The organism is Petralouisia sp. (assembly GCF_056822245.1).
In genome coordinates this window covers 1-26,471 of record NZ_JBQIOP010000024.1, presented here as the reverse complement: position 1 = coordinate 26,471, position 26,471 = coordinate 1, and the positions used below count along the sequence as shown (strand labels likewise).

Annotated in this window: 24 protein-coding genes and 1 pseudogene; 13 read left to right on the top strand and 12 right to left on the bottom strand. The window is 44.7% G+C overall.

Annotation, left to right across the window (positions count from 1 at the left end):
* The first annotated feature begins 34 nt into the window (after positions 1-34).
* From ACTO17_RS11045 to ACTO17_RS11030, 4 genes are all read left to right on the top strand, one after another.
* A complete protein-coding gene (locus ACTO17_RS11045) occupies positions 35-778 on the top strand; it encodes a hypothetical protein (protein ID WP_482557974.1) in 744 nt (247 codons plus the stop codon).
* A gap of 27 nt (positions 779-805) precedes the next feature.
* Entirely contained in the window at positions 806-1,180 is a 375-nt protein-coding gene (locus ACTO17_RS11040) for a GntR family transcriptional regulator (protein ID WP_172537491.1), read from the top strand.
* A gap of 96 nt (positions 1,181-1,276) precedes the next feature.
* The gene (locus ACTO17_RS11035; protein WP_172537492.1) at positions 1,277-2,263 is read left to right on the top strand and encodes an ABC transporter ATP-binding protein; all 987 of its coding nucleotides are present in this window, start codon (positions 1,277-1,279) and stop codon (positions 2,261-2,263) included.
* Between the two features lie 50 nt (positions 2,264-2,313).
* Positions 2,314-2,895 carry a hypothetical protein gene (locus ACTO17_RS11030; protein WP_482557973.1) on the top strand — a complete coding sequence of 194 codons (582 nt, stop codon included), beginning with the start codon at positions 2,314-2,316 and terminating at the stop codon, positions 2,893-2,895.
* A 227-nt stretch (positions 2,896-3,122) separates the two neighbouring features.
* Here the strand turns inward: ACTO17_RS11030 and ACTO17_RS11025 are convergent, their stop codons facing one another.
* The 5 genes from ACTO17_RS11025 to ACTO17_RS11005 form a co-directional block, all read right to left on the bottom strand.
* The gene (locus tag ACTO17_RS11025; protein ID WP_482557972.1) at positions 3,123-3,623 is read right to left on the bottom strand and encodes an ABC-2 family transporter protein; all 501 of its coding nucleotides are present in this window, start codon (positions 3,621-3,623) and stop codon (positions 3,123-3,125) included.
* Positions 3,624-3,637: 14 nt separating this feature from the next.
* On the bottom strand, positions 3,638-5,128 hold the full coding sequence (locus ACTO17_RS11020; protein WP_482557971.1) for a glycoside hydrolase family 32 protein: 1,491 nt from the start codon (positions 5,126-5,128) through the stop codon (positions 3,638-3,640).
* 89 nt (positions 5,129-5,217) lie between these two features.
* Entirely contained in the window at positions 5,218-6,894 is a 1,677-nt protein-coding gene (locus ACTO17_RS11015; RefSeq protein ID WP_482557970.1) for an extracellular solute-binding protein, read from the bottom strand.
* A gap of 26 nt (positions 6,895-6,920) precedes the next feature.
* A complete protein-coding gene (locus tag ACTO17_RS11010; RefSeq protein ID WP_016286918.1) occupies positions 6,921-7,820 on the bottom strand; it encodes a carbohydrate ABC transporter permease in 900 nt (299 codons plus the stop codon).
* 15 nt (positions 7,821-7,835) lie between these two features.
* Positions 7,836-8,786 (bottom strand): ABC transporter permease, encoded by a 951-nt coding sequence (locus tag ACTO17_RS11005; protein WP_482557969.1) that lies wholly within the window; start codon positions 8,784-8,786, stop codon positions 7,836-7,838.
* Between the two features lie 397 nt (positions 8,787-9,183).
* Between ACTO17_RS11005 and ACTO17_RS11000 the strand changes: the two genes are divergently transcribed.
* The 3 genes from ACTO17_RS11000 (at position 9,184) to ACTO17_RS10990 (ending at position 11,782) form a co-directional block, all read left to right on the top strand.
* Positions 9,184-10,254, top strand: coding sequence for a LacI family DNA-binding transcriptional regulator (locus tag ACTO17_RS11000; protein WP_482557968.1), 1,071 nt, complete (start codon positions 9,184-9,186; stop codon positions 10,252-10,254).
* 85 nt (positions 10,255-10,339) lie between these two features.
* Positions 10,340-10,987: a YesL family protein gene (locus ACTO17_RS10995; protein WP_482557967.1), complete on the top strand. Its 648-nt coding sequence runs from the start codon at positions 10,340-10,342 to the stop codon at positions 10,985-10,987.
* Between the two features lie 51 nt (positions 10,988-11,038).
* Positions 11,039-11,782, top strand: a complete 744-nt coding sequence (locus tag ACTO17_RS10990; RefSeq protein WP_482557966.1) for a hypothetical protein — start codon at positions 11,039-11,041, stop codon at positions 11,780-11,782.
* A gap of 150 nt (positions 11,783-11,932) precedes the next feature.
* Here ACTO17_RS10990 and ACTO17_RS10985 read toward each other — a convergent pair.
* The 4 genes and pseudogenes from ACTO17_RS10985 to ACTO17_RS10970 all read right to left on the bottom strand — a co-directional run.
* Positions 11,933-12,206: pseudogene (locus tag ACTO17_RS10985) on the bottom strand (hypothetical protein); the annotation flags it as partial.
* Positions 12,207-12,254: 48 nt separating this feature from the next.
* Entirely contained in the window at positions 12,255-13,475 is a 1,221-nt protein-coding gene (locus ACTO17_RS10980; RefSeq protein WP_482557965.1) for an L-lactate MFS transporter, read from the bottom strand.
* A gap of 20 nt (positions 13,476-13,495) precedes the next feature.
* Positions 13,496-15,442 (bottom strand): oxidoreductase, encoded by a 1,947-nt coding sequence (locus ACTO17_RS10975; RefSeq protein ID WP_482557964.1) that lies wholly within the window; start codon positions 15,440-15,442, stop codon positions 13,496-13,498.
* A gap of 128 nt (positions 15,443-15,570) precedes the next feature.
* Positions 15,571-16,431 (bottom strand): LysR family transcriptional regulator, encoded by an 861-nt coding sequence (locus tag ACTO17_RS10970; protein ID WP_482557963.1) that lies wholly within the window; start codon positions 16,429-16,431, stop codon positions 15,571-15,573.
* Positions 16,432-17,073: 642 nt separating this feature from the next.
* Here ACTO17_RS10970 and rsmA point away from each other — a divergent pair.
* Positions 17,074-17,940, top strand: a complete 867-nt coding sequence (gene rsmA / locus ACTO17_RS10965) for a 16S rRNA (adenine(1518)-N(6)/adenine(1519)-N(6))-dimethyltransferase RsmA (RefSeq protein WP_482557962.1) — start codon at positions 17,074-17,076, stop codon at positions 17,938-17,940.
* A gap of 51 nt (positions 17,941-17,991) precedes the next feature.
* Here rsmA and ACTO17_RS10960 read toward each other — a convergent pair whose 3' ends face one another.
* Both ACTO17_RS10960 and ACTO17_RS10955 read right to left on the bottom strand, forming a co-directional pair.
* Positions 17,992-18,786 carry a TIGR03915 family putative DNA repair protein gene (locus tag ACTO17_RS10960; protein WP_482557961.1) on the bottom strand — a complete coding sequence of 265 codons (795 nt, stop codon included), beginning with the start codon at positions 18,784-18,786 and terminating at the stop codon, positions 17,992-17,994.
* A gap of 74 nt (positions 18,787-18,860) precedes the next feature.
* Positions 18,861-20,213, bottom strand: coding sequence for a putative DNA modification/repair radical SAM protein (locus ACTO17_RS10955; RefSeq protein WP_482557960.1), 1,353 nt, complete (start codon positions 20,211-20,213; stop codon positions 18,861-18,863).
* 159 nt (positions 20,214-20,372) lie between these two features.
* Here ACTO17_RS10955 and ACTO17_RS10950 point away from each other — a divergent pair, with 159 nt between their 5' ends.
* The 3 genes from ACTO17_RS10950 to ACTO17_RS10940 all read left to right on the top strand — a co-directional run bounded on the left by ACTO17_RS10950 (position 20,373) and on the right by ACTO17_RS10940 (position 22,913).
* Positions 20,373-21,377 carry a SpoIID/LytB domain-containing protein gene (locus ACTO17_RS10950; RefSeq protein ID WP_482557959.1) on the top strand — a complete coding sequence of 335 codons (1,005 nt, stop codon included), beginning with the start codon at positions 20,373-20,375 and terminating at the stop codon, positions 21,375-21,377.
* A 90-nt stretch (positions 21,378-21,467) separates the two neighbouring features.
* The gene (locus ACTO17_RS10945; RefSeq protein ID WP_482557958.1) at positions 21,468-22,259 is read left to right on the top strand and encodes a peptidoglycan DD-metalloendopeptidase family protein; all 792 of its coding nucleotides are present in this window, start codon (positions 21,468-21,470) and stop codon (positions 22,257-22,259) included.
* A 381-nt stretch (positions 22,260-22,640) separates the two neighbouring features.
* Positions 22,641-22,913, top strand: a complete 273-nt coding sequence (locus tag ACTO17_RS10940; RefSeq protein ID WP_482557957.1) for a GIY-YIG nuclease family protein — start codon at positions 22,641-22,643, stop codon at positions 22,911-22,913.
* A 101-nt stretch (positions 22,914-23,014) separates the two neighbouring features.
* Here the strand turns inward: ACTO17_RS10940 and trhA are convergent, their stop codons facing one another.
* Positions 23,015-23,680 carry a PAQR family membrane homeostasis protein TrhA gene (gene trhA / locus ACTO17_RS10935; protein WP_482557956.1) on the bottom strand — a complete coding sequence of 222 codons (666 nt, stop codon included), beginning with the start codon at positions 23,678-23,680 and terminating at the stop codon, positions 23,015-23,017.
* Positions 23,681-23,928: 248 nt separating this feature from the next.
* On the opposite strand from trhA, the gene ACTO17_RS10930 reads away from it, so the two are divergent.
* Positions 23,929-25,521: a DEAD/DEAH box helicase gene (locus tag ACTO17_RS10930; RefSeq protein ID WP_482557955.1), complete on the top strand. Its 1,593-nt coding sequence runs from the start codon at positions 23,929-23,931 to the stop codon at positions 25,519-25,521.
* Between the two features lie 194 nt (positions 25,522-25,715).
* On the top strand, positions 25,716-26,237 hold the full coding sequence (locus tag ACTO17_RS10925; protein WP_172538249.1) for a P-loop NTPase family protein: 522 nt from the start codon (positions 25,716-25,718) through the stop codon (positions 26,235-26,237).
* Positions 26,238-26,471: the final 234 nt, after the last annotated feature.

The following is a 26,471-nucleotide window of genomic DNA, read 5'->3' as shown; positions in this document are numbered from 1 at the left end:
AGTACTCCGGCAGCAAAAGGAGAGGACTTTGTAAATGAGAGAAAATAGAATAGACAGTGTAAGTAATACAGAAAACAACAGACGAAACGAGGCCGGGCGGTGCGCAGGGTGGAAGAATTTTTCTCCGGCAAAATTCCTGAGTACCGGGCAGGAAATGTTGGTAGAGATACGGGCTTCACTCTATACGGCCAGGGGAAGAATGGGGTTTGTTTTGGTTCTGGCAGGAATTATCTGGGGGCTGAATGAGGTCAGAGGCAGAGAAGAACCGGAGCCTTTCATCCTGGCAGCCGCTCTGATGTGGGTGGCAATGGGATTTGCAATGTTGGTGACTTTGGAAAATAACAAGCTTTTGTATCTGCTTCCTGTCACCAGAAAAGAATTTGCGGCTATGCAGATACGGCGGATGATGTGGATATTTCTGATGATTCTGGGGGTGATGACTTTGTTTCTTGCCTGCATGAATCTGAAGGCTCCTCTGTTTTGGAAAAATCTTTTTTTAAAAGCCATTCCCTTCAGCGGAGCCATGAGTATTTATACCATTGCTGCAATTAAACCGGTGAAAGAAAGTCAGCAGACTGGAAAAAAGATTTATCAGTTGTCAAATGCCGTTATTATTCTGGTACTGGTATGCTGCTTTTTGAATTTTCTTGTGTTTGAAGGTTTCTGGAGCATTTTGGACTGGATCATTGCGGTGATAGATTATGGCATAAATATATTTACCGTGGGATATCTCTACTGGAAATTCGGCTGTGCAGACGTGTACTATGATGAAATATAAAAGAACAGGGTTAGAAAGAGGGCGCAGATGAAAATTTTAATTTCAAATACCAGTAATCTTGCGATCTATGAGCAGATCATCCGGCAGATTAAGGATGCGGTGATAGCCAAAGAGATTCAGGAAGGGGAAATGCTGCCTTCCATACGTTCTCTGGCAAAGGATTTGCAGATCAGCGTAATTACCACAAAACGGGCATACGAGGAACTGGAAAAAGAAGGACTGATCTATTCCGTAAAGGGCAAAGGATTCTACGTTTCCAGGCAGAATACCAACATGCTGAAAGAAAAAAAGATGCAGATGTTGGAAGAAGAACTGGGAAAACTGGCAGCAGAGTGGAAGATGGCGGGGCTGTCAAAAGAAGATATGCAGGATTATATCGAGGTGCTGTTTGAAGAGCTGTAGGCAGGTATCTCTGAAGGATATGAACGAGGTGCCGCTGAAAAGAACAGCGGATGTTACAGTTTTGCGGGATTAAGAAGATGGCGGGAGGAAAGGACGATGGAAAAATATCAGGTTGGATTAGACAGGAAAGAGGAATTAACAGATAAAAACTGCACAAAGGCAGAAGAATTTTCTTCCTGCCGGAATGGAGTAAACAGGAAAGAAGAAAAAACAGGGGAAAGCTGCATAAAAGCAGAAGGGCTTTCCAGGAGCTACCGCAATTTTCGGCTGCATGGCATATCCCTGGAAGTGCCGGCAGGGAGCATTTTCGGGCTGATTGGCAGAAACGGCGCAGGAAAGACAACGGTGATGAAATTATTGTCGGGCCATACAAAAAAAAGCGGCGGAAAAATATGGATTGCAGGATATGACATGGATCGCGAGCCAATTCCTGCCAGAGCGCAGATTGGTCTGATGATGGATGAACCGATGTTTTTTGAAACCAGAAGCTTGTGGGATAATGGAATGGCTTTCGGCAGCTTTTATCCTGATTTCAGCCAAGATTCTTTTCAGAAATGGCTTTCTGTATTCCGGCTGAAAAAATCAGCTTGGCCAGGTATGCTGTCGAAAGGGGAACGGCTGAAATTTCAGTTTGCCTTTGCCTTGTCCCATCACCCGAAAACGCTTCTTTTAGACGAACCCACCGGGAATCTGGACCCTGTATTTCGAAAAGAGTTTCTGGAGCTTTTGCAGGAAGCGGTGGAGGAGGAACAAATCGGGGTCTTGTTCTCTTCCCACCTTACCACAGATTTGGAACAGATTGCAGACGGCGTGGCGCTGTTAGAGCAGGGGAAACTTCTTTATTCCGATTCCATAGAATCCCTGAAATCCCGCTACTGCCTGCTGAAAGGCGCCCCTGAGACCGGGAATCAGCTGAAACTGAGCAGAGAGCCTGGAATTGTGGGAATTCAGGTCAGCAGAGTGGGGTTTGAGGCCCTGGCAGATCTGGAAAATCTTTCACCGAATCTGCGGAACATAATGGAAAACACGGTGCAGGAAGAAGTTGACTTATCAAAGTGGATGTATTATATGATAAGACATTGACTTACCAAAAGGAACACGGCAAAAAATTGACTTATCAAAGAGGAGGCAATATGTGGAAAAAAATTATACAGTTTGATCATCCAAATGGCCTGGGAGGTTTTGTGCGTTCCCCCTTTTTAAATATCAATCAGAGATTTACCGGGGAAGGAACCATGGGCACCCGAGGGATGCTTCTGTTTTTGGGAAACAGCATTTATTTCATTCTGGCTCTGTGCGGAGATTATGAAGAGCCGGTGTATATGGCAGAGTTGGCGGCCGCAGTTGTCATGGGATGTATGTTCTTTACCATGGCGCGCTTCACCAGAAGAGAAGGAGAACACTGGCGGCCGGTGTACCAGAAAATTAAATATTTTCCAGTAGACAGGAAAAGATATCTTCTGGCCAAGGCGCTTCCTGCCGGAGCAGCGCTGGGGATGACCCTTGGAATTCAATGGTTGGCATATCTGTGCAGGGGATGGATGCACCGGGGAATTCCGATGGAAGCTATCACATTTATCACATTAAGTACGCTGAGCTGCGGCATCTGGTATTTTCTTTCCTTTCTGCTTTTACTGGTATTGGGAGAACGGTCATTGAACCTGTTTCCAGTTCCATTCGCAGCAGGGATTATTATGGTGCATCTGCTGGGCTAGAGCATTTTTCAAACACGCTCTAATCCCGCAGCAGATATTAAATATTTTGACACTGGGAAAAACCGAATCGTCTTACGCAGAGTAAACAGCATAAGATTAGATGAATCCTATAACAAACGCTCAGTGTTTTGATACCTGGTATAATATATAAAATAAGTATCTGATAGTTAAAATGTGTGTTATAATAGTCTTGTTAAAAAAACGCATTTACGGAGAATAAAGACATCTCAGAAGGACTTGGCGTCAGCATTAATACTGTACGGCTTTGTATCAGCAAATATTTTGAGGGTGGAGTTAAAGAGGCATTGTCTGATGCACCCCGCAGCGGGCATCCGGTTGAAATTACGGATGCCGCCAAAGCATGGATCATCAATAATCTGAAACAGGGCGACAGCCATATCACCCAAATCCTCTGCCAGATAGATGCCATAGATATTCACAGGCTTTAACATATCAAGCGCCACGCTGCCAGACCTGACGCTGCTCTCAATCCGCCCTTCCACGCCCATGGTCAGCAGGTTCCCCATAATGACGGATACCATGGTATAGGTGAGCATGTCCTGCTCCCTGACTCCCGACACAGATCCCATCCCTCCATAAGCAGCATTCCAAAAACATGCCATAGCAAACATGAGCAAACACTGGATTAGTATGGTGGAGATAACATTGAACCGGTAAGCCAGAGCCGACTGTATCCGAATTTTTGTAACAAATAAATAAGCTTTCATAAAAACACATCCTGCTAATCTATTGCCAAATCGTATTTCACTACATCAATATTCACAATCCCATCTGCAAAAAACGAAATGCCCTCTGCCTCCTGATCCGTGTACATAGTCGCTGTCATCACCTGTTCACCGTCATTTACAAAAATTTCTACGCTATATCGGTCTAAGATCATCCTCAGCTTCAGTTCCCCATCCACAGAATTTACCAGGCTGCGGCGCTGGTGGATGATTGCCCTTCTGGAACCGGAAAACTTCCTGTCTACTTTCAGGATAGACTCCTTGGGACGGAAACTCAAAGCAGTATAATATTTGTCATTCTGGGCAAACCGGACAGCAAACTTATGGTATAGGTTTTGCGTATCGCCGGGCCGGAGCGTAAGCTCCATATCAACTCTTCTCCCTTTGATTCCGTCAAGCTTAACAATGCCTGAAACTTCCACGCCCATATAAGCCACTTTATTGCGCCGCATCTTATCCAATTCCCGGATTGGCTTCTGATAGAGCCTTCCGTCCTTGATGGACAATTCCCTTGGCAGGCTCATCTGCCCAAGCCAAGGCGCTTCCGGTGAACGGATACTGCAGGAATCCCAGTTCTGCATCCATCCAATCATGACCCTCCGCCCATCCGGCGTCAGCACGGTCTGAGGCGCGTAAAAATCAATGCCATAGTCAATGGACTGATTATGTGTTTCATGAAAGGCGCCCGCTTCTTCCTCAAAATCACCCAGCAGGCAGAGCGTCCCATTTCCATTATGGTATTCAAACCCTTCCGGGAGCATATCCTGCGGGCTGGTAAGCAGCACCCATGTTCCATCCAATTCAAAGATATCTGGACATTCCCACATCTTCCCAAATCGGTTGTTGTTGGACGCTAAGACACTCTGAAACTCCCAGTGAAAGCCATCTGCGCTGGTATACAAAAGGATCTGCCCGCTTCCATCCGCAGGACGGTTCCCTACCACACAGGCATAAGTTCCGTCTGATTTTTTCCACATTTTCGGGTCGCGGAAGTCAACTCTGCTTGCGCCTTCTGGCAAATCTTTTTCATCCAGCACAGGGTTCTGCCCATATTTTTCATAATCTGTCCCATCGCCTACCGCAATGCACTGTGTCTGCACTTCCTGATAATCGTCATTTCCCAGATGCTCCTTTACCACGCCTGTATACATCAGCAGATGCCTTCCATCCGGAAGTTCTATGGCGCTCCCGGAAAAGCATCCGTCCCTGTCATAAGCCTCGTCTGGCGCCAATGCCGCCGGGCGGTATTCCCAGTGCAGCAAATCATCGCTCACCGCATGGCCCCAATGCATCGGCCCCCATTTGGATTCGTAGGGATAATACTGATAAAACATATGGTACTGCCCTTTATAATAGGAAAACCCATTTGGGTCATTCATCCAGCCTGTACGTGGAGATAGATGGAAATCCGGACGTTCATCTTCTTTTATTAATTTTCCGAAAGCCTCTTCGTATTTTCGCGCTTCACGTAATGTCTGACTTGTCATAATTCATATCTCCTTTCCAAAATAAATATACACAGGCCGTATTTTCATCCATATTGCTGAAAATACGGCCTGGCATGTTACTGAACCGTTTAATTTTCCGCCGTTTCTGCGTTGTACTTATCCAGATAGACTTGGAACAGTTCCAGATATTCACTTAAGCCATATGCCTCTAGATCCTCCAGATAATCTTCCCAATCTGCATCTGTAAACCCGTTCATAATCCAGTCTGCTTTCTTCGCATTGATGGCTTTTGAAATATCTGCCTGCAGGTTCGAAAGCTTCTCCGTATCATCACGGCTCATGAAAATATTGGGATATACATTTTCGGTGTGCATATCCGGCGTATAGTACTCTTCTATCCAGTCAAGGCGGTACTTCGCATCATCTGGGCAAGTTACATATACGTCATAATATTCATCCAGCACAGCAAGGGGTCCGCCTACCGCTTCTGCCTCCCTTACTTCTACTGGGGAAGCATCTCCCAAAGGCGCATGCTTTAGCATATCCTCACCCTTGTCATTCTTGCCCATTTCAAAGATATCAAAATCATCATCTTCCCCATAGGTTCCCCAGTTATTCTGAGGGGACTGCATCGGCGCGTACATCTGGTCAAGCCATGCGCATACCAGCGCCGGGTTCTCAGCGACTGAAGTAACGACGCAGCGCCCGCGGTCATATCCGCTGGTATAAGAACCATTTTGCGGGGTCAGGTTCCTTGTATCTGCCGTCAGCACCGGAAGGGGAACCCAGTCTTTTAAGTTGTCAATATTCCCTACATCCCAGCTAAAGCAGACCCCGTAACGTCCGGATTTCCCCTTGGATACATAGGTAGACCACTCCTGCGTAAATGCTTCCGGATCAATCAGCTTCTCCTCGTACAGCTTATTCAGCCACTCAATTCCTGCCTTATATCCTTCCTGCGTTGCACTGCAGATTACCTTTTGGTCGTCAGTAACTGCAATATGCCTGCCCTTATCTGCATCACCATACCCTTCCCCAAAGCCATTTATCAGGATTGCAGGATCTTGGCCGCCGTCGTTTACAATACAGGACATTGGGATAATGCTCCCGTCAATCCCAAACTCTTCCTGAAGCTCAGATGCATGGTCCCGGAACTGAATCAGAACTTCTTCAAATTCATCAACCGTCTCCGGTATTTCCAGATTCAGGAAATCCAGCCACTTCTTGTTGATAAAGCTCATATTATCAATCGTCTGGATTGCCTTTTTTCCAGAACCAAGCTGTTCAATCCAGGGCAGCGACCAAATATGCCCATTTACATCCGTACTCATAACCCGGTATTCTGGATATTTGTCAAAAATAGCTTTCAAGTTGGGCATATAGGCGTCAATATACTTCTCCAGCGGGATGATTGCGCCGTACTCACCATATCTTAGCAGATTACTGTCTGTAAATCCAGCGGTAAAAATAAAATCCGTCAATTTATTCGGGTCAGACATGTTCAGAGAAATCTTATCCGCCCATTGGTCCGCCTGAATAGCCGTCCAGTCAATCTCAACATTTGTCTGTTCCTCAAGCCGCTTAAAGATTGTCCTGTTATTCGGGTCAGACTCTGTATTGGCAGGATAACTAATCATGCCAGTCAGCGTTTTTTTCTCCTTCAGCGGGAACTGAAGCTCCGCCTCGTCTACCGGACGGAATGTGCCGTCATTGATTTCCTTCTTTCCACCGCAGCCGGCAAGGGAACCTGCCATACAGGCCGCTAATGCCGCCGCTATGATTCGCTTTCCATATCTAAATCTCATACTGTGCCTCCTTCTTACGTTCCTGCTTAGCCTTTTACGGCGCCAGCCATGATACCGCTGTCAAAATATTTTTGGAAGAACGGATACATAATCAGAAGCGGTAAACTGGAGATAATAATGGTTGCATATTTCAGGAGTTCTGCTAACTGCGCACGTGCCGCCGTACTCTGCATATCTGCAATCATGCCTGATTCCGGCTGGTTCTGAATCAGGATAGAACGGAGCACAAGCTGCAGCGGCTGCCTTGCAGAATCATTCAAGTAAATCATTGCGTCAAAGTAGCTGTTCCACATGCCAACGAACTGCCATAAGGTAAGCACTGCAATCACAGGCGTACATACCGGAAGCAGAATCTTAAAAAAGAATGTCAGCTCGCTTGCGCCGTCTACATCTGCCGCCTCACGAAGCTCCTGGGGAATTCCCCTGTAATACGTCCTTGCAATCGTCATATTCCAGACACTGAACGCCCCGGGAAGTATTACCGCCCACATACTATCCACAAGCCCCAAGTTACTTACGACCAAATATGTAGGAATCAGGCCGCCGCCAAAGAACATCGTAATCATGAAGATAATATTGAAAAATCCTTTTCCCTTAAAATCTGCCCTGGACAACGGATAAGCCGCCAGCAAGGTAACTGCTACGGACACGACTGTAAACAATATAGAATAGATAATCGCATTTTTAAATCCAATCCAAATCTGGGCATTTGTCATAACACGTTCATAAGCTGTCGTCGTCCATTTATTAAAATCAAATGTAATCCCTTTGTTCTGCAGCGTAATAGGATCCATGAAGGACGCCACGACAATGTAGATTAGCGGTACCACAATTGCAATTACAAATAACCCAAGCAGCACATACCCAATTATCAGCAGAAGCTTATCCTGCGTTGAATATCTTGAAAATACGCTTTTCTTCTTCATCCCGTATGCACCTCCTTATAATCCCTGTCCGTCATTCATCTTTGCTACAATTTTATTCACAACAAGCAGAAGAATCACGTTAATCACAGTATTGAAAAGGCCCACCGCCGTTGAAAAGCTGTAATCCCCATCAATCAAGCCCTTTCGGTATACATAGGTAGCAATGATTTCAGAAGCCGGAAGGTTCAGGTCTGTCTGCAGCGCATATGCCTTCTCAAATCCGATACTCATGATATTGCCTGCCTGCAGGATAAACTGGAGCACTACCATATCCTTGATTGCAGGCCACTCTACTACCCGGATTTGCTGCAGGATATTTGCTCCGTCCATGACTGCGGCTTCCCTCAGCTCTTGGCTGGCATTGGATAAAGAAGCGGTGTACATAATAGAAGCCCACCCTGCCCCTTGCCAGATACCGCTGATAATATAGATAGAGCGGAATGCCTCCGGCATTGTCATAAAGTTGATGTCACTTCCCAACAAAAGGTTTACCGGGCCGATCACAGAGAGGAAGATACGCACGATACCACAAAGTACGATGACCGATACAAAGTTCGGCAGATAAAGTATCAGCTGTATTTTTTTCTTAATACCCGTGCTCTGGATCCTGTTCAGCAAAAGCGCCAAAATAATCGGAACCGGGAATCCCCACAACAGGCTGTATACACTCAGCTTTAATGTATTTGCCAAATAACCCATAAAATCAGGCGAAGACAAAAACCTTGTGAAATGCTTTAGCCCTACCCACTCGCTGCCAAAGACCCCTTTAAAGGGATTATAATCCTGAAATGCGATCAGGATACCGCTCATAGGCGCATACTTAAAAATCAGTGTCAGCAATAATGCCGGCATTAAGAAAATCAGATAAAGCTGCCAGTGCTGCTTAATGTATAACAGCGCGTTATGCAATCCGGCGCCTGTGTTGCCCTGTTTTCCACTTGGAACAGTTTTTGTAGTTGTTCTCATAATTTCCTCCTTTCTTCCAAATCCCTCCATTTTTGCATTTGCCTACTCCTATTGCTTACTATCCCCCTTCCATACGTTAAAATTTGTGCATTTGTAAAATTTTGTGTTGAGATTTGTATATTACATTTATACCATCAATTTTACATTTAGTCAACACTTGATGGTTCATTTGCCCAAGTATTTTTTGTGTTTTTTTACTTTTATGTACAAAACGCCTTGGAAAAATACCATTAAGCAAAACTTAACCCATAAATTATTTCATTTTTTTAATTTTTACATTTGACACATAATCATTTGCACATTATAATAGTAATTAGCATCACAGAATGTAAAATAAACCATAACAGCATTTAGGTACGTCAGCTTTTATTATAGGATTAATGACAAGGAGGCATATATGAAGACACGAGTTACTATTCAGGATATCGCAGAAGAACTGGGCATTTCCCGCAATACTGTTTCCAAGGCCATCAACAATACCGGAATACTGGCAGATGCAACCCGGGAAAAAGTATTAAAGAAAGCAGCAGAGATGGGTTATAAGCAATTTTCATATGTAAAAGTAGTCGATTCAGGCATGCCGGTACTTGCCCTTTCAGCGCCGAAAGAAAATGCCGAGATTGCCTTATTTATCACGAATTTACTGGGAAACTCCCATTTTGCAACAGTTATGCTGGATAAATTCCAGAAAGAGCTTTCAGGGCTGGGATACACGCTTACCATGCATCGGATTCTTTCGGAAGAAATCAATTCCCTGACGCTTCCTGCGTCCTTTTCCATAGAGCGGACCGCCGGTATTATCTGCATTGAGATGTTTGATTATAACTACGACAAAATGATTTGCAATCTGGGTCTCCCCGTTTTACTGATAGACGCTCCAGCGCCTTGTTTCAAAGAGCCTTTAGAAGCAGATATCCTACTCATGGATAATCAGTCCAACATCTATCTGTTCATTCAGGAAATGATACGGCGCGGAAAGACAAATATCGGATTCATTGGCAAACATCTGCATTGCCAGTCCTTTTTTGAACGCTACACTGCTTATCGGCAGGCCTTGTACCTGTCAGGGCTTTCCTGCCCCGATGCGTACTGCATCACAGGGAATCCGCCGGAAGGCCTTGACCCGGACCCCGCAGCTTATCAGGATTATCTGACAGAATGTCTGCAAAAATTAAGGCACATGCCAGACGTATTTCTGTGCGCCAATGACTTTGTGGCGATTGATGCTATGCAGGTACTGAAGAAACTGGGGTATTCCGTTCCGCAGGATGTCTATTTGTGCGGATTTGATGATTCGCCGGATGCAAAAATTGTTACGCCTGCGCTTACTTCTATCCATATACATAGCCAAATCATGGGATACTACGCCATAAACCTGCTGATGTCCCGTATCAATGAGCCTTCTTTGAATTATTGTACCGTGCACACGGAAACTAACCTGATTTACAGGGAATCTACAGAAAATTAATCAGAAGCAGTAAACCATGCCGTACCTGCCATATACCACATAGGCGCCCAGGGGAGGCAGCTTACACAAACAAGGAGGAACCACTATGAGAAATTTATTCAATCTGGACGGACCGCTTATGCAGCTTATCAACAAAGTCGTTTACAGTGTTTATCTGAATATCCTATGGTTTATTTGCTGCATCCCCATTGTAACAATCGGGGCGTCAACCACCGCGCTTTTTTATGTCACATTGAAGATAGCCAAGAATGATGAGGGCAACATCACGAAAGCTTTCTTCCATTCTTTCCGGGTAAATTTAAAGCAGAGCACCATCGTCTGGATGATTCTTCTATGTATGGGAATTATCCTTGGCGTGGACGGGTATGTCGTATACCACATGCGGTACGAAAATGCTTTCTGGACCCTTTGTACTGCGTTCCTTATTATTGCCGCGGCTGCCTATGCCATTGTCCTCATGTATATTTTCCCTCTTATGGCAAGATTTGAAAATACAATTAGCGCAATGTTTAAAAATGCGCTGTTTGTGGGCATCCGGTTTTTGTTCTGCACCATATCAATGGCTGCCATTTATTTTGCAATGCTGCTGGTTGTAGTACGCTTTTTTACCCCGGCTATCATTTTTGGGGAAGGCCTGTGCGCATTGCTCTGCTCATGCCTGCTGTCCAATATCCTGCTGCTTTGTCAGGAAAAAACAGAATCTAACCAAGAATCTGCCTCTGAACCGCAGTAACTTCCAAACGAAAGGATGCTGGGAACTTTTTAAGCCCACGGAAATTTGCTTATGAAACCGAATAAAACTATAACCGCAAAAAAGGAACAATGGAAGCGGCTCCACGGAAAACAGAAGCTACAGTACATCTGGGATTATTACAAATTCCCAATGATAGTCTGTTTCATCTTCCTATATATCATCGGCTATACCGCTTATGGGCGCTTTACCAGGAAAGATACTGTGCTCTATGCCGGCCTTATTAATATATCTTCCAGCGAACCGCTGAATCTTCAGCTAAGCGAAGATTTTCTGGGGTTTATGGATGAAAATATTTCCCAAAAAAAGGTGCAGTTATACACCGGGCTATACCTGACTAGCGACCCAAACAATCCGCATCATGAATACACTTATGCCTCCCGCATAAAAATCCTTGCTGCTATCGACAGCGAACAGCTCGATGTAGTTTTGATGGACAAGGAGTCATTTGACGCATTCTCGCAAAACGGATACCTGTGCAATCTGGAGCATTTACTTCGGGATTTATCTCCAGATACCTTTGACGCGCTAAAACCATACCTCGTTGCCAACACATCCATTTTGGAAGACAATTCCGAAGATTTACTTGCAGACAGCTCCCTGCCTTATCAGGCAGTAACGGAAGAATACCCAATGGGCCTTATTGTTTCACAAAAGGGGTTATTGAAGCAGGCAGGGTTTCACGATGACATATATCTTGGCGTGGTCGGCAATTCTCCCCGAACCGGCAATGCTGTAAAATATATCAACTATTTATACACAGGAAATGAACAATAGCTGTCTGGAATATGCCCGGCTGATAAGTATCTGGAAAGTCCTGCGCTGAATTGAAAAAGTAAATTCCAGTGCAGGACTAAATTCCACCAGCCATATTCCAAAAATGTGAAACGTTTACTTCCAGTCTGGCAGCAGATTTTTATCAGTTAGTTAGCGATTGAAACGGATCAGCTTAGGCATCAGATTCACCTCGTCGGGTGAAATACGCTTAAGTTGAAGCGTTTTCAAGGTATTTTCGCCTTATGACTTCCATGCGGCATCATAAGGTGTTTTCCTGTTTCAGAGGGTCGAAAACAAGGCGTACAGCACCCTTTGTACAGCAGTTCATCAGGGATGCCAGGAAGAGTTTTTCTTTCGGGAAAAAGAAGGTCAAGAGCGTCTTCTTGGATTCTCCCGAAGAATGAACCGTGTCTATTTCAACATAATTTTGTTGGCTTGCACTTTTGAAACTTTAATTGTTCCATAAACCGATTTACTTCTTTCTGATAATTCGGTAAAAAATGGCCAGAATGATCCCTGCTATATTCAGCCCACAGGCAATCAAAAAAGCATTTTGGTAAATTCCGGTTGAATTATAAACGCTGCGCATAATCTGTGGTCCAAAATATCCCGCAAGTGCAAAACCAATGAACATAATTCCATAATTTACACTGTTATTACGCGCACCGAACTGGTATGCTGTAAAACCCGGATACACTCCCATAAAAGAACCAAAACTAACACCAACAATACAGATTCCAATATAGAATAACATCTGCTGTCCATTTGCAGAAAAATACAGGCACAGCATTCCGGCAATACATAAAATACATGCTGTCATCAACGTATTGATCCGGCCGATTTTATCTGATATGTATCCCGCCACAATTCGTCCCAACGCATTAAAAAGGGCAAGGATTGATACCGCCGCACTCGCTGCAATGGCTGTCATCCCAATCATTCCCTGTGCCATTGCCGATGCCTGGGAAATAACCATCATGCCACTGAAAGCTCCGCTTGTAAGCAGAAGCAGCATGACATAAAATACCGGCGTCCTGAGCATCTCTTTCCAGTTCAGATCTGCTGTGCCCTTTTGCGTTGCAGGCGGTTTGTAACCTGCCGGGACATAATTCTGGGGACACTGCTCCAAAAACTGTGTGCTTATAAGAATAATAACCAGAAAAACCGCTCCAACCGCTTTGAACGCAACCGCAGCATTCCAGCGATTTACAATAATCGTAACAATAGGAGGCAGAATCACGGAACTCATTCCATATACAGCAGTCGTAATGCCGCCTATCAGACCACGTTTATCCGGAAAATATTTCACACTCGTAGAGATGGTTGCCCCATAGGCCATTCCAAGTCCCAGTCCGGCTATCAAACCATAGCTGACGATTAGAAATGAAACGCTGGTTGCAAAACCAGAAATCACCATGCCGCCGCCAAACATGATACCACCCAGTGTAATCACCTTTTTCGGTCCCAGCCTGTCATTGACTGCTCCGCCGGAAATCATCGTAACAGGCCCTACTGCATTTGCAATTGTATATACAATTGCAAGATCACCAGATGTTACATTCTGTCCAAGGGCATTGCTAAAATGTTCTGCCATGGAAGAAGCAAATACACTCCATGCATAAATTGAACCTAAACACAAATTGATCAGACATGCTGCCGCTAGTATGATCCATCTTTTCTTATCTAAATTCATAACCTTTTTCCCGCTTTCTCTTAAATGTCTAAAGCAGCATGGTAGCCCCAATAGACGGCATTTGTAATCGTTGATACTTTTGCCGCATCACCAATCACTCTTACAAAAGGCGCTGCATCCTGTAATTCTGTAACCGCATCTGTACGTGAACGCTGTCCCAGGGCGCAAATTACTGATTTTCCAGGAACAAGCTGCTTGCTGCCATTCTTGTCTTCACAAAGAATTCCATCCGCTGTAACTTCCAGGCCCTTGTACCCGGTATAAACAGTTGCGTATTTCTCTATTTCTTTTAAAAGAAGCGGACGATGGCGTACATTTGCATCTGGAGCAAGTTCATCACGCATTTCTACCAGGCAGACTTTTTTACCTTCCATGCCAAGATGTATTGCGCATTCACACCCGGCAAGGCCGCCGCCAAATACGACTACTTCGTCACTGACCTTTTCTTTTTCCAGATAATAGTTATTGACGAGTACTACATTGTTCCCGTTCAAACCAGGAATCGGTGGAACCAGCGGCGTGGAACCAACGGCTATGATCAATGCATCCACATCTTCTTTTTCTGCGTATTCTTTCGTAACCTCTGTGTTCAGACGGATTTCTACACCTGCTTTTTCTGCTAAGAGTTTGTATGTACCAGACAGTTCATACATTTCGTGTTTAAAAGGAAGAGCCTGTTCACTTTTTAATATACCGCCCACATCTGATTCTTTTTCGCACAGAATAACTTGATGCCCCTTTCGGGCTGCTGTATATGCCGCATACAATCCGCCCGGGCCGCCGCCAGCAACAAGCACTTTTTTCTTCTCCGGAGCCGGGATCACATCCCAGCCTTCCATTTCACGTCCGATCAATGGATTCACCGTGCATCTTCTGGTAGAGGTAGCAGCCCTTTCTGCCATACAGGTAAAGCAGCGGAGGCATTTTACAATTTCATCCTCACGGTTTTCTACAACTTTTCTTGGCAGGCATGGGTCAGCCAGAAGCGCTCTGGCCATATATACAATATCGGCTTTACCACTGGCAATGATTTCCTCCATCTGATGAGGGTCATTTAAACCTCCTAATGTAGCAACTGGTATAGATACATGTTTTTTGATCTCTGCAGCCAGATATACATTACAACCATGTTCTTTAAACATGGAAGGATGCGTATCGCCAAATCCTCTCTGGTACGTGCCGGCAGATACGTGAAGCAGATCGATATAAGGCTCTATCTGTTGTGCAATCCGACACCCCTCTGCAAGGTCATAACCCCCTTCGAACAGTTCGGAACCGCTCAGACGGAATTCGATTGGAAATCCAGGCCCAACGGCCTCCCTTACCGATTTCAGTACTTCTATTGCCAGACGGCAGCGGTTTTCAAGACTTCCGCCATACTCATCCGTCCGCTTATTAAAATACGGAGAAAAGAACTGATTCAGCAGCCAGCCGTGGCCGCCATGTACCATGATCATTTCAAAGCCAGCCCGTTTCGCCAGGCCTGCTACTGTACCATAGGATTCTACAATTTCAGCAATCATTTCTTTTGTGAGCGCCTTTACTTCTATGCCATCTGGCCGGATAATATCACTAGCACCCCACTGGTTCATGGATTTCTGTTTTGTCTTATCTGTCATATAAGTTCCTGCATACATGCCAGAATGCGATAATTCCAAGCTTGGCATAGCTCCATGGCGGCGTATTGCATCCGCAGTATAGGTTGCTGCAGCAAGAGAATTTAACACTGCTGTATCCAGGTGGTACGCATGCGAGCCGTCTGTCTTTGGATGCACCATACATTCACTGACAGTAACAGCAGCCGCGCCGCCTTTTCCTCTTAATTCATAAAACGCAGTTGATTTTGGTCCGATGCAGCCGTCATTTGTGATATCTGTGCCGCCCATCGGCGCAGAAAACATACGATTTCGAAATGTCACTCTTCCGATCGTAATAGGGCTTGATAAATGTGGAAATTTTCTTTCCATGGTTTTCCTCCTATTTCAGATGGATATTTGTTATTTTCTTAACAATATTAGAATAGCATGAAAAAAAGCTGTTATCTATCATTAAAAAGATAACAGCTGCCAACAAATTATTGATACGCGTTTCCAATTTAAAAAATGTCTATTAACTTTCTTATCAATGCTTCTTTTTTGCGGTCTTCCTTGCACACTATGGATATTTTCCATGAAAATGCATCCTGCAATTTAATCCGGTGTATGCCGTCCATGCTTATATCATGTTTATGGATATTTGTATCAATCCCAATTCCCATTTTTTCCCTGCAAAACCGATAGATTAGCTGGACTTCCATTGTCTTAACGCGGATCAGGGGAATAAATCCAAAATCTTTGCAGCGCCCCACAAAATTATGATAGCAGGAAAATTTTTCATTAAGCATGATCAAGGGCTCATCCCGTAGATCACTAACTGAAAGAAGCTCCCTGTCATATAGTGGATGTCCTTCATATACCAAAGCGTCCATTCCGCGTTGATACATTTCCCTTGCATATAATCCGTTTCGTCCAATACTGCCAATTACAAACCCCGCATCAATGATCCCCTGAAAAATTTTATCAATAACCTCCTGGTTTTCCAATTCTTCCCACTGAATCTGTATATCAGCATTTTCTGTTTTAAATCGTTCCAACGTATGGAATGGGAATACATTTAATACCCCGCACGAAAATCCAAGCTGAAGTTCTTTGTCCATTCGCTCAATCCGATGAATTCCAATTTCTATATCATCCAGCCTGTTTAATAGCTCCCGGCAATTTTCATACAAATATGACCCGCTTGCAGTCGGACAAAGCCCCCTTACGGAACGTTCAAAGAGAGTCGTTTGTAATTCTGCTTCCAGTTTTGTAATAATCCTGCTAAGCCCTTGGGGAGTGATAAAAAGCTGCTTTGCTGCCTGATTGATCCCCCGTTCTTCATATACACGGCAAAAACACCGAATGTCCTTTGTATCCATGGTATACATCTCCTTAGTTAGCCATCTGTTTTCCTCTTAAACTCAGCCAATGCTTTTCGAATCCGGCATATTCGAGCCGGAATATACAGGTATATCTTTTTATTTTCGTTGAACAGACATTTTCTTTAAATTCACATTGCTTTAAGTTTAGCATCTTTGAATAGGGTTTACAAGATTTTGTTGAGGACAGGTATTTTACAGTGGGTTACGCAATTACTGTCGACAAACTTGCAAACACTTCAACGCCTGCGTTTTTTTCCTAAACTCTCGAAAGCATATCCTGCGTGAATATAGCAGTTATTTAATTTTCGATGCACTAGTAATACAGCGAACAATCTATATTTCGATACACAGGAACTACCGGATTGCCCTTTGGCTAAGCAAACGGCAATCCGGTAGTTCTGTCCGTATCCAAAGACAAAAGTTCGCTGTAGATTAATACACATTTGAAATCCCCCATAACATTTTGCAAGTAAGCATTACAAAACAGATTGCCATCTTCTGAAAAACCATGTATAATCGGTTAGAATATAGTTTCATATGCATTCAGCCCAAAAGAAGATACAGGGCTTCGCATAAACAATTTCATCAGCTCCGCTGAAACAAAACACAATACGAAGAATCACACAGGATGGAGGAACCATGGCAGATTTAGGAAAACCGCAGAATACCATAGCGGTATTGCAGAAGTATCATTTTAATTTTCAGAAGAAATTTGGCCAGAATTTTCTGATAGATCCCAGAGTCCTGGAGAAAATTATCGGCGCAGCCGGAATTACCAGGGAGGATTTTGTGTTGGAAATCGGGCCGGGAATCGGCACAATGACCCAATATCTCTGCGAAAATGCCAGAGAAGTAACGGCAGTGGAAATCGACCGGAACTTAATTCCCATTCTGGAGGAAACTCTGCATGATTATGAGAATGTGGAGGTAATCAATGAAGATATCCTCAAAGTGGATATCAATGGTCTGGCTCAGAAAAAGAATGGCGGCAATCCCATTAAGGTAGTGGCTAATTTGCCCTATTATATTACAACGCCGATTATTATGGGATTGTTTGAAAGCCATGTGCCGGTAGACAGCATCACTATAATGGTTCAGAAGGAAGTGGCGGAGCGTATGCAGGCAGGGCCGGGAAGCAAGGATTACGGAGCGTTGTCTCTGGCGGTTCAGTACTATGCCAAACCGGAAATCATTGCCAATGTACCGCCCAACTGCTTTATGCCCAGACCTAAAGTGGGAAGTGCGGTGATCCGGTTAGTGAGGCATGAGAAAGCAGCAGTACAGACAGAAAACGAAAGGCTGATGTTTTGTATCATTCGCGCATCTTTTAACCAGAGGCGCAAAACCCTGGTAAACGGATTAAATAATTCGCCGGAAATCTCAGCCTCAAAGGAGCAGATTGCAGGCGCATTGGAGAAACTGGGACTGAATCCGGGGATACGGGGAGAGGCTTTAACCTTGGAACAATTTGCAGAATTGAGCAATGTTCTGGGCCATTATCTATAATAGAGTTCATCAATGTTATGGACGGACCTGATTCCGGCGCCCGGAGATTAATTACCGCTTTTTCTGAAATTCTATTACATCCTTCTGGAAGCGTTTCAGAATATTCTGGTTCTGGAGCCTGGGATTGATTCGGGCTTCAATGGCAATGCTGTCGAAAAATCCGCACCAGAGCTTCTGATATTCCAGTTCTTCCGGGGAAAACCGGTTCAGCATATCTTCGTTCAGGCTGCAGGTATCTGTCAGAAAGAATCCTTTCCCCTGGGGATGGAGAGCAGCCAGGCTGTGGGAGGCGTCATAAATCATGAAGTTTTCCTGGGGAAGCCGGTCGGAAAAGTGTTCTCCCAAAAAAGGAAGTACATGATTCTTAGGATGGATTCTGGCAAAAAGCAGGCCGTTTTCCAATTCCTGGAACCGCAGGAAGCCAAGCAGATGATGGGCTTCATTGCCGGTGCTTCTGGAAAGCTGAAATACCCGGTTGACGTAAGGCTCTCCCAGATAATTCAGTACCTTGCTGCCGTCTTTCAGGGATAATGCCAGTACAATAGTGCGGTAAAGAGCGTCTGCTTTGTCCAGATGTTTCTTTCGTCCGGCGGGTTCCTCTAATGCAGCGGCCGCCTGGCACAATTCCGTATATGTTTCCTCTCCCAGACGGCGAAACAATGTGCGTGCGACTTTTTCACTTTTCTCATAATCGGTGGAGACTGTGATGTATTCGTCAAATAAAGTGTGGTTGTCTGGCGGACAGGCGGTAAGGGAAATATTTGCATGTCCGTATTTACTGGCCCAGGCGTCATAGACGCCGGTAAAAATTCCGTCAATGCTGTTCTCACATATGAATACATACATGGCAGTTCTCCATTCCTTTCTTTCTATTCACGCATTTATTTCCGTTCATTTTCAAGTTATATAAAACGTTCAAGCTAAACGGTAACAATCTGCTGTCCCGGCGGAAGTATCCGGGCGTCTGTCAGTTGGAACTCAGAGCGCATATCTTTGTCAAAAAAGCTGAGCTGCTGATAGCCGCTTTCTCGGATGTCTTTGGGAAGCTGAGTCTTATCCCGCATTAAATTCTCACAGATATAGTTTTCCTCCAGCTTGGTGTTGTACATCATTTTGCCGGAGCAGGTAATGAAATACAGGGCGCGTTTCAGAACTACGCCGATTTTCTTCAGATCATCAAAGTTAAGACGATTCCTTTTTCTTGCTTTCACAATGCGTTCCGCAGACTTGTAGCCAATGCCCGGCACCCGCAGCAGCGTCTGATAGGAAGCCTTATTAATTTCCACCGGGAAATATTCTAAATGGCGCAGCGCCCAATCGCACTTGGGGTCCAGAAAAATATTAAAGTCCGGGCGATCTTCCGACAGCAGTTCTGAAACCTGGAAATGGTAGTAGCGCAGCAGCCAGTCCGCCTGGTACAGCCGGTGTTCCCTCAGCAGCGGAGGGCCTCCGGGCAGGGCAGGCAGCATAGAGTTGCCGTTTACATTGACAAAGGCGGAATAGAAAACACGCTTAAGCTGAAACTTCTGGTAAAGTCCCTCTGCAACGCTCATAATCTGAAAATCATTCTCCGGAGTAGCGCCGATAATCATCTGGGTGGACTGTCCGGCAGGCACAAACCGCGGAGCTTCCCGGTAAACCGTCAACTCCTGCTTATTGTCCGTGATCCGGTTCTGAATCTGACGCATAGGCTTCAAGATGGTATTGCGGGACTTGCAGGGGGCAAGCCGGCGCAGTCCGTCAGCCGTAGGAAGCTCCAGGTTGACGCTCATACGATCAACAAGGAAGCCGGTCTTTTCTATCAGCAGCGGATCGGCGCCGGGAATGGACTTCACATGGATATATCCCTGGAAGTGATGGACATTGCGCAGCTGATAGATGGTCTGGTAAATCAGATCCATGGTATAGTTGGGGCTGATCAGGATGCCGGAGCTTAAAAACAATCCCTCAATGTAATTGCGGCGGTAGAATTCCATGGTAAGGGTGCAGATTTCTTCCGGCGTAAAAGAGGCCCGGGCCACATCTGTGCCGCAGTTATTCAGGCAGTAGGCGCAGTTGAAGATGCATTCATTGGTAAATAAAATCTTCAGAAGCGAGATGCATCTGCCATCGGCAGAAAAGCTGTGGCAGACGCCGGGAGCAATGGCATTCCCCATTCCCCTGCCGGTTCCCTTCCGGTCTACGCCGCTTGAGGTACAGGCAACATCGTACTTGGCGGCGTCAGACAGGATTGTTAATTTCTCCAGTAAACTCATGTTTTTCTGTAAATTCATAAATGAACGTCCCCTTTACATACATGTGCGAACTCATGTTCTGGAATTATCATAACACAAGGCTGAGAAAAATGCAAGAAAAATAAGAACATTTGTTTGAAAAAAATAAATGCATACTTCCCCATCCCCAATCATATAGTCTGAGAAGGGGGTGCTTTATTGAAAGAAAAAATAAAAACATGCCTGGCAGTCTGCATTCTTGTAATTACAGTGCCCTATGTGGTCACTCTGGTGTTTCAGGGCGGGGAGACAAGCACAGGAACCGGGACAATCCAGGAAGCGTTGAAGGAACCAGCAAAGGAAAACTCCGGCCCGCAGAAAACATCCGATGAAGAAGAAAACTCCGATCCGCAGAAAACATCCGATGAGAAAGAAAGCCCCGGCCTTAAGAAAACAGATGCAAAACAGGATGTGGAAGGATATCTTACCGGTATCCTGGCAAAACAAATTCCCCTGGATTATCAGAGGGAGGCGGTGAAAGCCCAGGCGGTAATTGCCAGAACGGCGCTGATTCTGGCATTGGAAACAGAAGGCCAGAAACTGCCCGAATCCATGTCCAGAGAAGAAATGCTGGAATTGTGGGGGCAGGAGGGGTTCGAACAGAATTATCAGCAATTGGAAGAAGCGGCACAGGCTACAAAGGGAGAAATTCTGCTTTACAATGGAACGCCTATTCAGCCGGCATTTCACGCCGTCAGCGCAGGAAAGACCAGAAATGCAAAAGAAGCTTTTTTGCGGGAGGACGAGCCCTATCTGGCCGGCACAGACAGCGGAATGGATATTCCCTCTCCGGATTTTCTGAAAGTTGTTTTCCTGGAACAAGAAGAATTTGCAGATAAAATAAAAGAACTTTGTCCCGAGATTCCAAAAGACAATGTAATGGATGCCGTAACTGTCACTCAGCGGGACGGCGCAGATTATGCAGTCCAGGTGACGATCGGAGAGAAAACTGTGACGGGAGAAGAATTCCGGAACTGCCTGAATCTGAATTCCTCCTGCTTTTACCTGAAAGAAGTAGAAAATAAAATACGCATTGTCACAAAGGGACTGGGACACGGCCTGGGGCTCAGCCAGTACGGAGCCAATGAACTGGCCAAAGAGGGGAAAACTTATCAGGAAATCCTGCAGTATTATTATAAAGATGTTTCCATCGAAAAAAAGTAAATCTTTGAATTTTATTTTTTATCCTGAATAATCCTTGTTTTTCCGGCAAGAATAAGAAGGAAAAAACAAACAGAAATGGAAGGTGACAGGATGAGAAATAAAAAATTTGCAGCATTTTTCAATCGGAAATCCTATCTTGTGGCTGCGGTGATTATGGTAGTGGCAGCATTTGGCATGTTGGGCCTGTATTATGCAGGACAGGAACGGGAACAGGAAGAACAGCTGGCGAAAGAGCGTCAGCAGCAGGTGCAGCAGGCAAAAGAAGAGGACGCGGCGAGAGAACAGGCGGCTGTGGAAAAAGCCAGAGAACAGGCGGCAGCAGAAGCCAAAGCCCGGATGAAAGCCAAGAAAAAAGAGGAAGAAGAGACAGAAGAAGTATCCGGTATGATTGAGCCGGTGGAAGATGATTTTATGGATGAGCCGGAGGTGGTGGCAGAAACCAGCGCTCCTGTGCAGCCGGAGCTTCATTTTGACGCAGCGGCGGATTTAAGCTGGCCTCTGCAGGGAAATGTCATCTTAAACTACAACATGGATCAGACCGTATATTTTGCAACTCTGGATCAGTACAAATATAATCCGGCGGTTATTCTCCAGGCGGCTGTCAACACTCCTGTGAACGCAGTGGCTTCCGGAGAAGTGGTTTCCATTGAAACCAGTGAGGAAACAGGGCTTACCATGACGGTGGATATGGGCGACGGATACAGCGCCCGCTACGGACAGTTAAAAGAAGTCCCCAAAAACCAGGGCGATTATGTGGACAGCGGAGAGATTCTCGGCTATGTCAGCGAACCCACCAAATATTACTCTGTGGAAGGCTCCAATCTCTATTTTCAATTGCTGAAAGATAATCAGCCGGTGAATCCCATGGAATATCTGGAATAATAAAAGTTTGCCGCAGGGCTCAGGCATTTTCAAACACACGCCAAATTGCAGCGTGTGTTTGAAAAGCCATGTTACAGCATGTGTTTGAAAAGCCATATAGCAGAAAATCGGCGGCAAATCTCAAAATTTTTCTTGAACTTTACCAGTAGTATGTGTGAAAATAAGAATAAAAGTTTATTGCAATACCGAAGAAAACAGGCACAGTTTCCGGTATTTTTCATAACATAGAGTATAAGCAACAGAACGTACGCAGCACTGGCTCTTTTACCAGTTTTTGAAATGTTTCGTCTTATCTCCTATTTAGAAAAATACCAGTTTTACCGTGCTGCTTTTGCATACAGGAGACTGCTTGCAGTCTCTTTACATAACAGGGAGCCGCTGATGAAAGAAAAACAGAATATTACTTACATCCTCCGGTGCAGTGACGGGACGCTGTATACAGGATGGACGAATCATTTGGACAAACGGGTCAAAGACCACAATGCGGGCCGGGGCGCCAGGTATACCAGAGGACGCAGGCCGGTGGAGCTGGCATATCAGGAAAAGCATGATACGAAACAGGAAGCCATGCAGCGGGAAGCACAAATCAAGAAAATGACCCGGAAAGAAAAAGAAAAACTGATAGAAGCCTATCAAAAAGAAAAGAGAAATTAATGTTTAACATATTGGGACAGGCAGAGGCTGAAGTTTTTACGCAGAAAACCGCTCCAACCATATGCAGCTGCATGTTATTGAAGCGGTCGTACAAGCAGATTTTACAAAACAGGCATATTTGCCACGAAACAGTACATCATAATAAAATGACATACGCTGCCGCCCATCACAAACAGATGGAAAATTTCGTGGGAGCCGAAATTCTTATGTCTGGAATTGAAAATAGGCAGTTTCAGAGCATAAATAATACCGCCCACCGTATAGATTATGCCGCCGGCCAAAAGCCATCCGAAAGCCTGATGCGAAAGGGAATTGATAATCTGTGTAAAAGCCAGAACGCATACCCAGCCCATGGCGATATATAATAAGGAAGAAAACCATTTGGGACAGGTAATCCAGAAGGCTTTTACCAGGATTCCTGCAAGGGCAATTCCCCAGACCAGGGTCAGAAGGCTGTAGCCGGTGCGGCCTCCAAGGACGATTACGCATACCGGGGTATAAGTGCCCGCAATCAGAACGAAAATCATCATATGGTCAAGTTTTCTTAAAATCCGGTTGGTCTGTTCGGACAAGTCCAAAGCATGATAAGTGGCGCTTGCGCCGTAAAGCAAAATCATACTTGTAATAAAAACCGCCAGGGAAATCACATGAATTTTATCAGGATTGGTGGAAGCCCGGATCAAAAGCGGCGTGGCGGAAAAAAGGGCCATCAGCATGCCGATAAAATGTGTAATGGAACTTCCCGGATCTTTTAATTTGAATTTCATGGTAATATCTCCTCCTTCAGTTAAATGAGTTCAGTAAGGTTTCTAATTCATAGCCGTTAATAGTATATGTAAAAGTAATTGAAATATGAACACATAGTAATTAAAACTACATTGAGTGCAAGTAAATACTACACCTTGTCGGAGTGAATGTCAATAGAAATGCAGAAGTTTTTCAAAACAGTTTGACAACCGGTAGTTTCTCTGATATGATTAGCAACAGGTTTGCAATAGAGAGTGAAAGGAAATATATGGAAACAGTAAGATTTGATGAATTAGATTTATACCCCCAGATATTGCGTGCCATTCGCGAAATGGGGTTCGAAGAAGCTACTCCGATTCAGAGCAAGGCCATTCCTGTAGTAATGGAAGGAGTAGATGTCATTGGACAGGCACAGACCGGTACCGGGAAAACCGCGGCGTTTGGAATACCATTGCTGATGAAGGTAGATCCCCATAATAAGAAAACCCAGGCCATTGTACTCTGTCCCACCAGGGAGCTTGCCATCCAGGTGGCAGAAGAAGTCCGCTGCCTTGCAAAATATATGCATGGGGTGAAGGTGCTTCCTGTATACGGCGGGCAGGATATTGTCAAGCAGATCCGCTCCTTAAAGGGCGGCGCCCAGATTATTATCGGTACGCCGGGACGGGTGATGGATCACCTGAGGAGAAAAACCATTAAGTGTGAGGAAGTAGAGACTATCGTACTGGACGAAGCGGACGAAATGCTGAATATGGGATTTCGGGAAGATATTGAAACAGTGCTGGAATATATTCCAAAAGAGCGGCAGACCGTATTGTTTTCTGCTACCATGCCCAAACCGATTCTGGAGATTACCAAGAAATATCAGAAGGACGCCGTCACCATTAAGGTGGTCAAAAAGGAGCTGACCGTTCCGAATATTGAGCAGTATTATTATGACGTAAAACGCAAGGACAAGGTAGAAGTGCTGAGTCGCCTTCTGGATGTGTACGATCCCAGACTTTCCCTGGTTTTCTGTAATACCAAGCGCATGGTGGACGAGCTTACCAACGCGCTGCAGGGCAGAGGATATTTTGCAGAAGGGCTTCACGGAGATATGAAGCAGATGCAGCGGGATCGGGTTATGAACCATTTCCGCAATGGAAAAACAGAGATTCTGGTAGCTACCGATGTGGCGGCCAGAGGAATTGACGTGGATGACGTGGAAGCGGTGTTTAATTTCGATCTTCCACAGGATGACGAATATTATGTGCACCGGATCGGACGAACCGGAAGAGCAGGACGAACCGGCCGTTCCTTTACTTTTGTCAAGGGCAAAGAGGTTTACAAATTAAAAGATATCCAGAGATACTGCAAAACCAAGATTCTTGCCCAGAAAATCCCCAGTATGGAAGATGTGGTGCAGGTAAGACTGGAGAAAATCATGGATCATATCGGCACAGTCATTGAAGAAGAAGATCTGACCTCCATGGTAAATATGATTGAGAAGCAGGTAAACGAATCCGATTACACCGCTATGGATATTGCGGCGGCATTCTTAAAACTGGCGCTTCTGGGTGAAGAGGAAAATGCTCAGAAGGGCATGGAGAACTTTGAATTCGGCGATACAGGCGCAGAAGAAGGCATGGTGCGTCTCTTTATCAACATCGGTAAAAAGCAGCATGTACGGCCCGGAGATATCTTAGGAGCCATAGCCGGAGAATCCGGAATGTCAGGAGATCTGGTGGGCGCCATTGATATGTACGATAAATACACCTTTGTGGAAGTGCCCCGGGAATACGGCAAAGAAGTGCTGCGGGCCATGAGCAATTCCAAAATAAAAGGAAAGAGCATTAATATTGAGCCTGCAAACCAGAAATAGAGGAATGGTTTGGCAGAACGCACAGTAAGACAACCAGTTTGAAGCATATTGTCCCGTCAAAACAGAGCACATGGAAGCGTCTGTTTTGACGGGATATTTTTATGGAGCATGCTGTCTTTTAGGTGTGATTATTAAACAGAATATGGTATGCTTCATTCAGACAAACAGAATTTTGCAGGAAAGGAAAAATAAAAATGATTGTTTTGATCACCGGGGCTTCCCACACAGGAAAAACAACACTTGCACAAAAGCTGCTTGAAACATATAAATATCCGTATTTTTCAATCGACCATTTGAAAATGGGTTTGATTCGCAGCGGCTATACGAAGCTTACACCGGAAGATGATGACCAGCTTACAGATTATTTGTGGCCAATTCTTCGTGAAATGATTAAAACTGCCGTAGAAAACCAGCAGAATCTTATAATGGAAGGGTGCTATATTCCTTTTGACTGGTCAAAGGATTTTGAAAAGGAATACCTTAAGGATATCAAATATTACTGCCTTGTAATGAGTGAAACTTATATAAAACAGAACTTTGCGAGCATAAAAAAATATGCGAATGCTATAGAAAACCGTTTGGATGATGAATGGTGTACGATTGAAAGTGTTTTAGAAGATAACGCACAATTTTTTGAACTTGCAAAAAAGCATGGTGTAAATTATGTGCTGATTGATGATGAGTACGACATAAGCATTGATTTGGAAAAGCTGTGATGCTGATCAGAGTGTGTTTCTCTAAAATAAATGAAAACCAGAAATAAAAACCCACTATCACACACAACCGCTTACACAAAAAAAGGGTATGCCGGATTACTCCAACATACCCCCAAATCTTCAAAAATATTGATTTTTCACAATGTCATTAACTTAAGGAATCTTTTACATTTTGAATGGTAAAAGGTTCCTTTTTTCGGTGTTTATACTGTATAATGAAAATAGCTAACTGAT

Coding starts and splice junctions, on each gene's coding strand:
- ACTO17_RS11045 (WP_482557974.1), top strand. CDS start 35: ATGAGAGAAAATAGAATAGACAGTGTAAGTAATACAGAAAACAACAGA.
- ACTO17_RS11040 (WP_172537491.1), top strand. CDS start 806: ATGAAAATTTTAATTTCAAATACCAGTAATCTTGCGATCTATGAGCAG.
- ACTO17_RS11035 (WP_172537492.1), top strand. CDS start 1,277: ATGGAAAAATATCAGGTTGGATTAGACAGGAAAGAGGAATTAACAGAT.
- ACTO17_RS11030 (WP_482557973.1), top strand. CDS start 2,314: ATGTGGAAAAAAATTATACAGTTTGATCATCCAAATGGCCTGGGAGGT.
- ACTO17_RS11025 (WP_482557972.1), bottom strand. CDS start 3,623: ATGAAAGCTTATTTATTTGTTACAAAAATTCGGATACAGTCGGCTCTG.
- ACTO17_RS11020 (WP_482557971.1), bottom strand. CDS start 5,128: ATGACAAGTCAGACATTACGTGAAGCGCGAAAATACGAAGAGGCTTTC.
- ACTO17_RS11015 (WP_482557970.1), bottom strand. CDS start 6,894: ATGAGATTTAGATATGGAAAGCGAATCATAGCGGCGGCATTAGCGGCC.
- ACTO17_RS11010 (WP_016286918.1), bottom strand. CDS start 7,820: ATGAAGAAGAAAAGCGTATTTTCAAGATATTCAACGCAGGATAAGCTT.
- ACTO17_RS11005 (WP_482557969.1), bottom strand. CDS start 8,786: ATGAGAACAACTACAAAAACTGTTCCAAGTGGAAAACAGGGCAACACA.
- ACTO17_RS11000 (WP_482557968.1), top strand. CDS start 9,184: ATGAAGACACGAGTTACTATTCAGGATATCGCAGAAGAACTGGGCATT.
- ACTO17_RS10995 (WP_482557967.1), top strand. CDS start 10,340: ATGAGAAATTTATTCAATCTGGACGGACCGCTTATGCAGCTTATCAAC.
- ACTO17_RS10990 (WP_482557966.1), top strand. CDS start 11,039: ATGAAACCGAATAAAACTATAACCGCAAAAAAGGAACAATGGAAGCGG.
- ACTO17_RS10980 (WP_482557965.1), bottom strand. CDS start 13,475: ATGAATTTAGATAAGAAAAGATGGATCATACTAGCGGCAGCATGTCTG.
- ACTO17_RS10975 (WP_482557964.1), bottom strand. CDS start 15,442: ATGGAAAGAAAATTTCCACATTTATCAAGCCCTATTACGATCGGAAGA.
- ACTO17_RS10970 (WP_482557963.1), bottom strand. CDS start 16,431: ATGGATACAAAGGACATTCGGTGTTTTTGCCGTGTATATGAAGAACGG.
- rsmA (WP_482557962.1), top strand. CDS start 17,074: ATGGCAGATTTAGGAAAACCGCAGAATACCATAGCGGTATTGCAGAAG.
- ACTO17_RS10960 (WP_482557961.1), bottom strand. CDS start 18,786: ATGTATGTATTCATATGTGAGAACAGCATTGACGGAATTTTTACCGGC.
- ACTO17_RS10955 (WP_482557960.1), bottom strand. CDS start 20,213: ATGAATTTACAGAAAAACATGAGTTTACTGGAGAAATTAACAATCCTG.
- ACTO17_RS10945 (WP_482557958.1), top strand. CDS start 21,468: ATGAGAAATAAAAAATTTGCAGCATTTTTCAATCGGAAATCCTATCTT.
- ACTO17_RS10940 (WP_482557957.1), top strand. CDS start 22,641: ATGAAAGAAAAACAGAATATTACTTACATCCTCCGGTGCAGTGACGGG.
- trhA (WP_482557956.1), bottom strand. CDS start 23,680: ATGAAATTCAAATTAAAAGATCCGGGAAGTTCCATTACACATTTTATC.
- ACTO17_RS10930 (WP_482557955.1), top strand. CDS start 23,929: ATGGAAACAGTAAGATTTGATGAATTAGATTTATACCCCCAGATATTG.
- ACTO17_RS10925 (WP_172538249.1), top strand. CDS start 25,716: ATGATTGTTTTGATCACCGGGGCTTCCCACACAGGAAAAACAACACTT.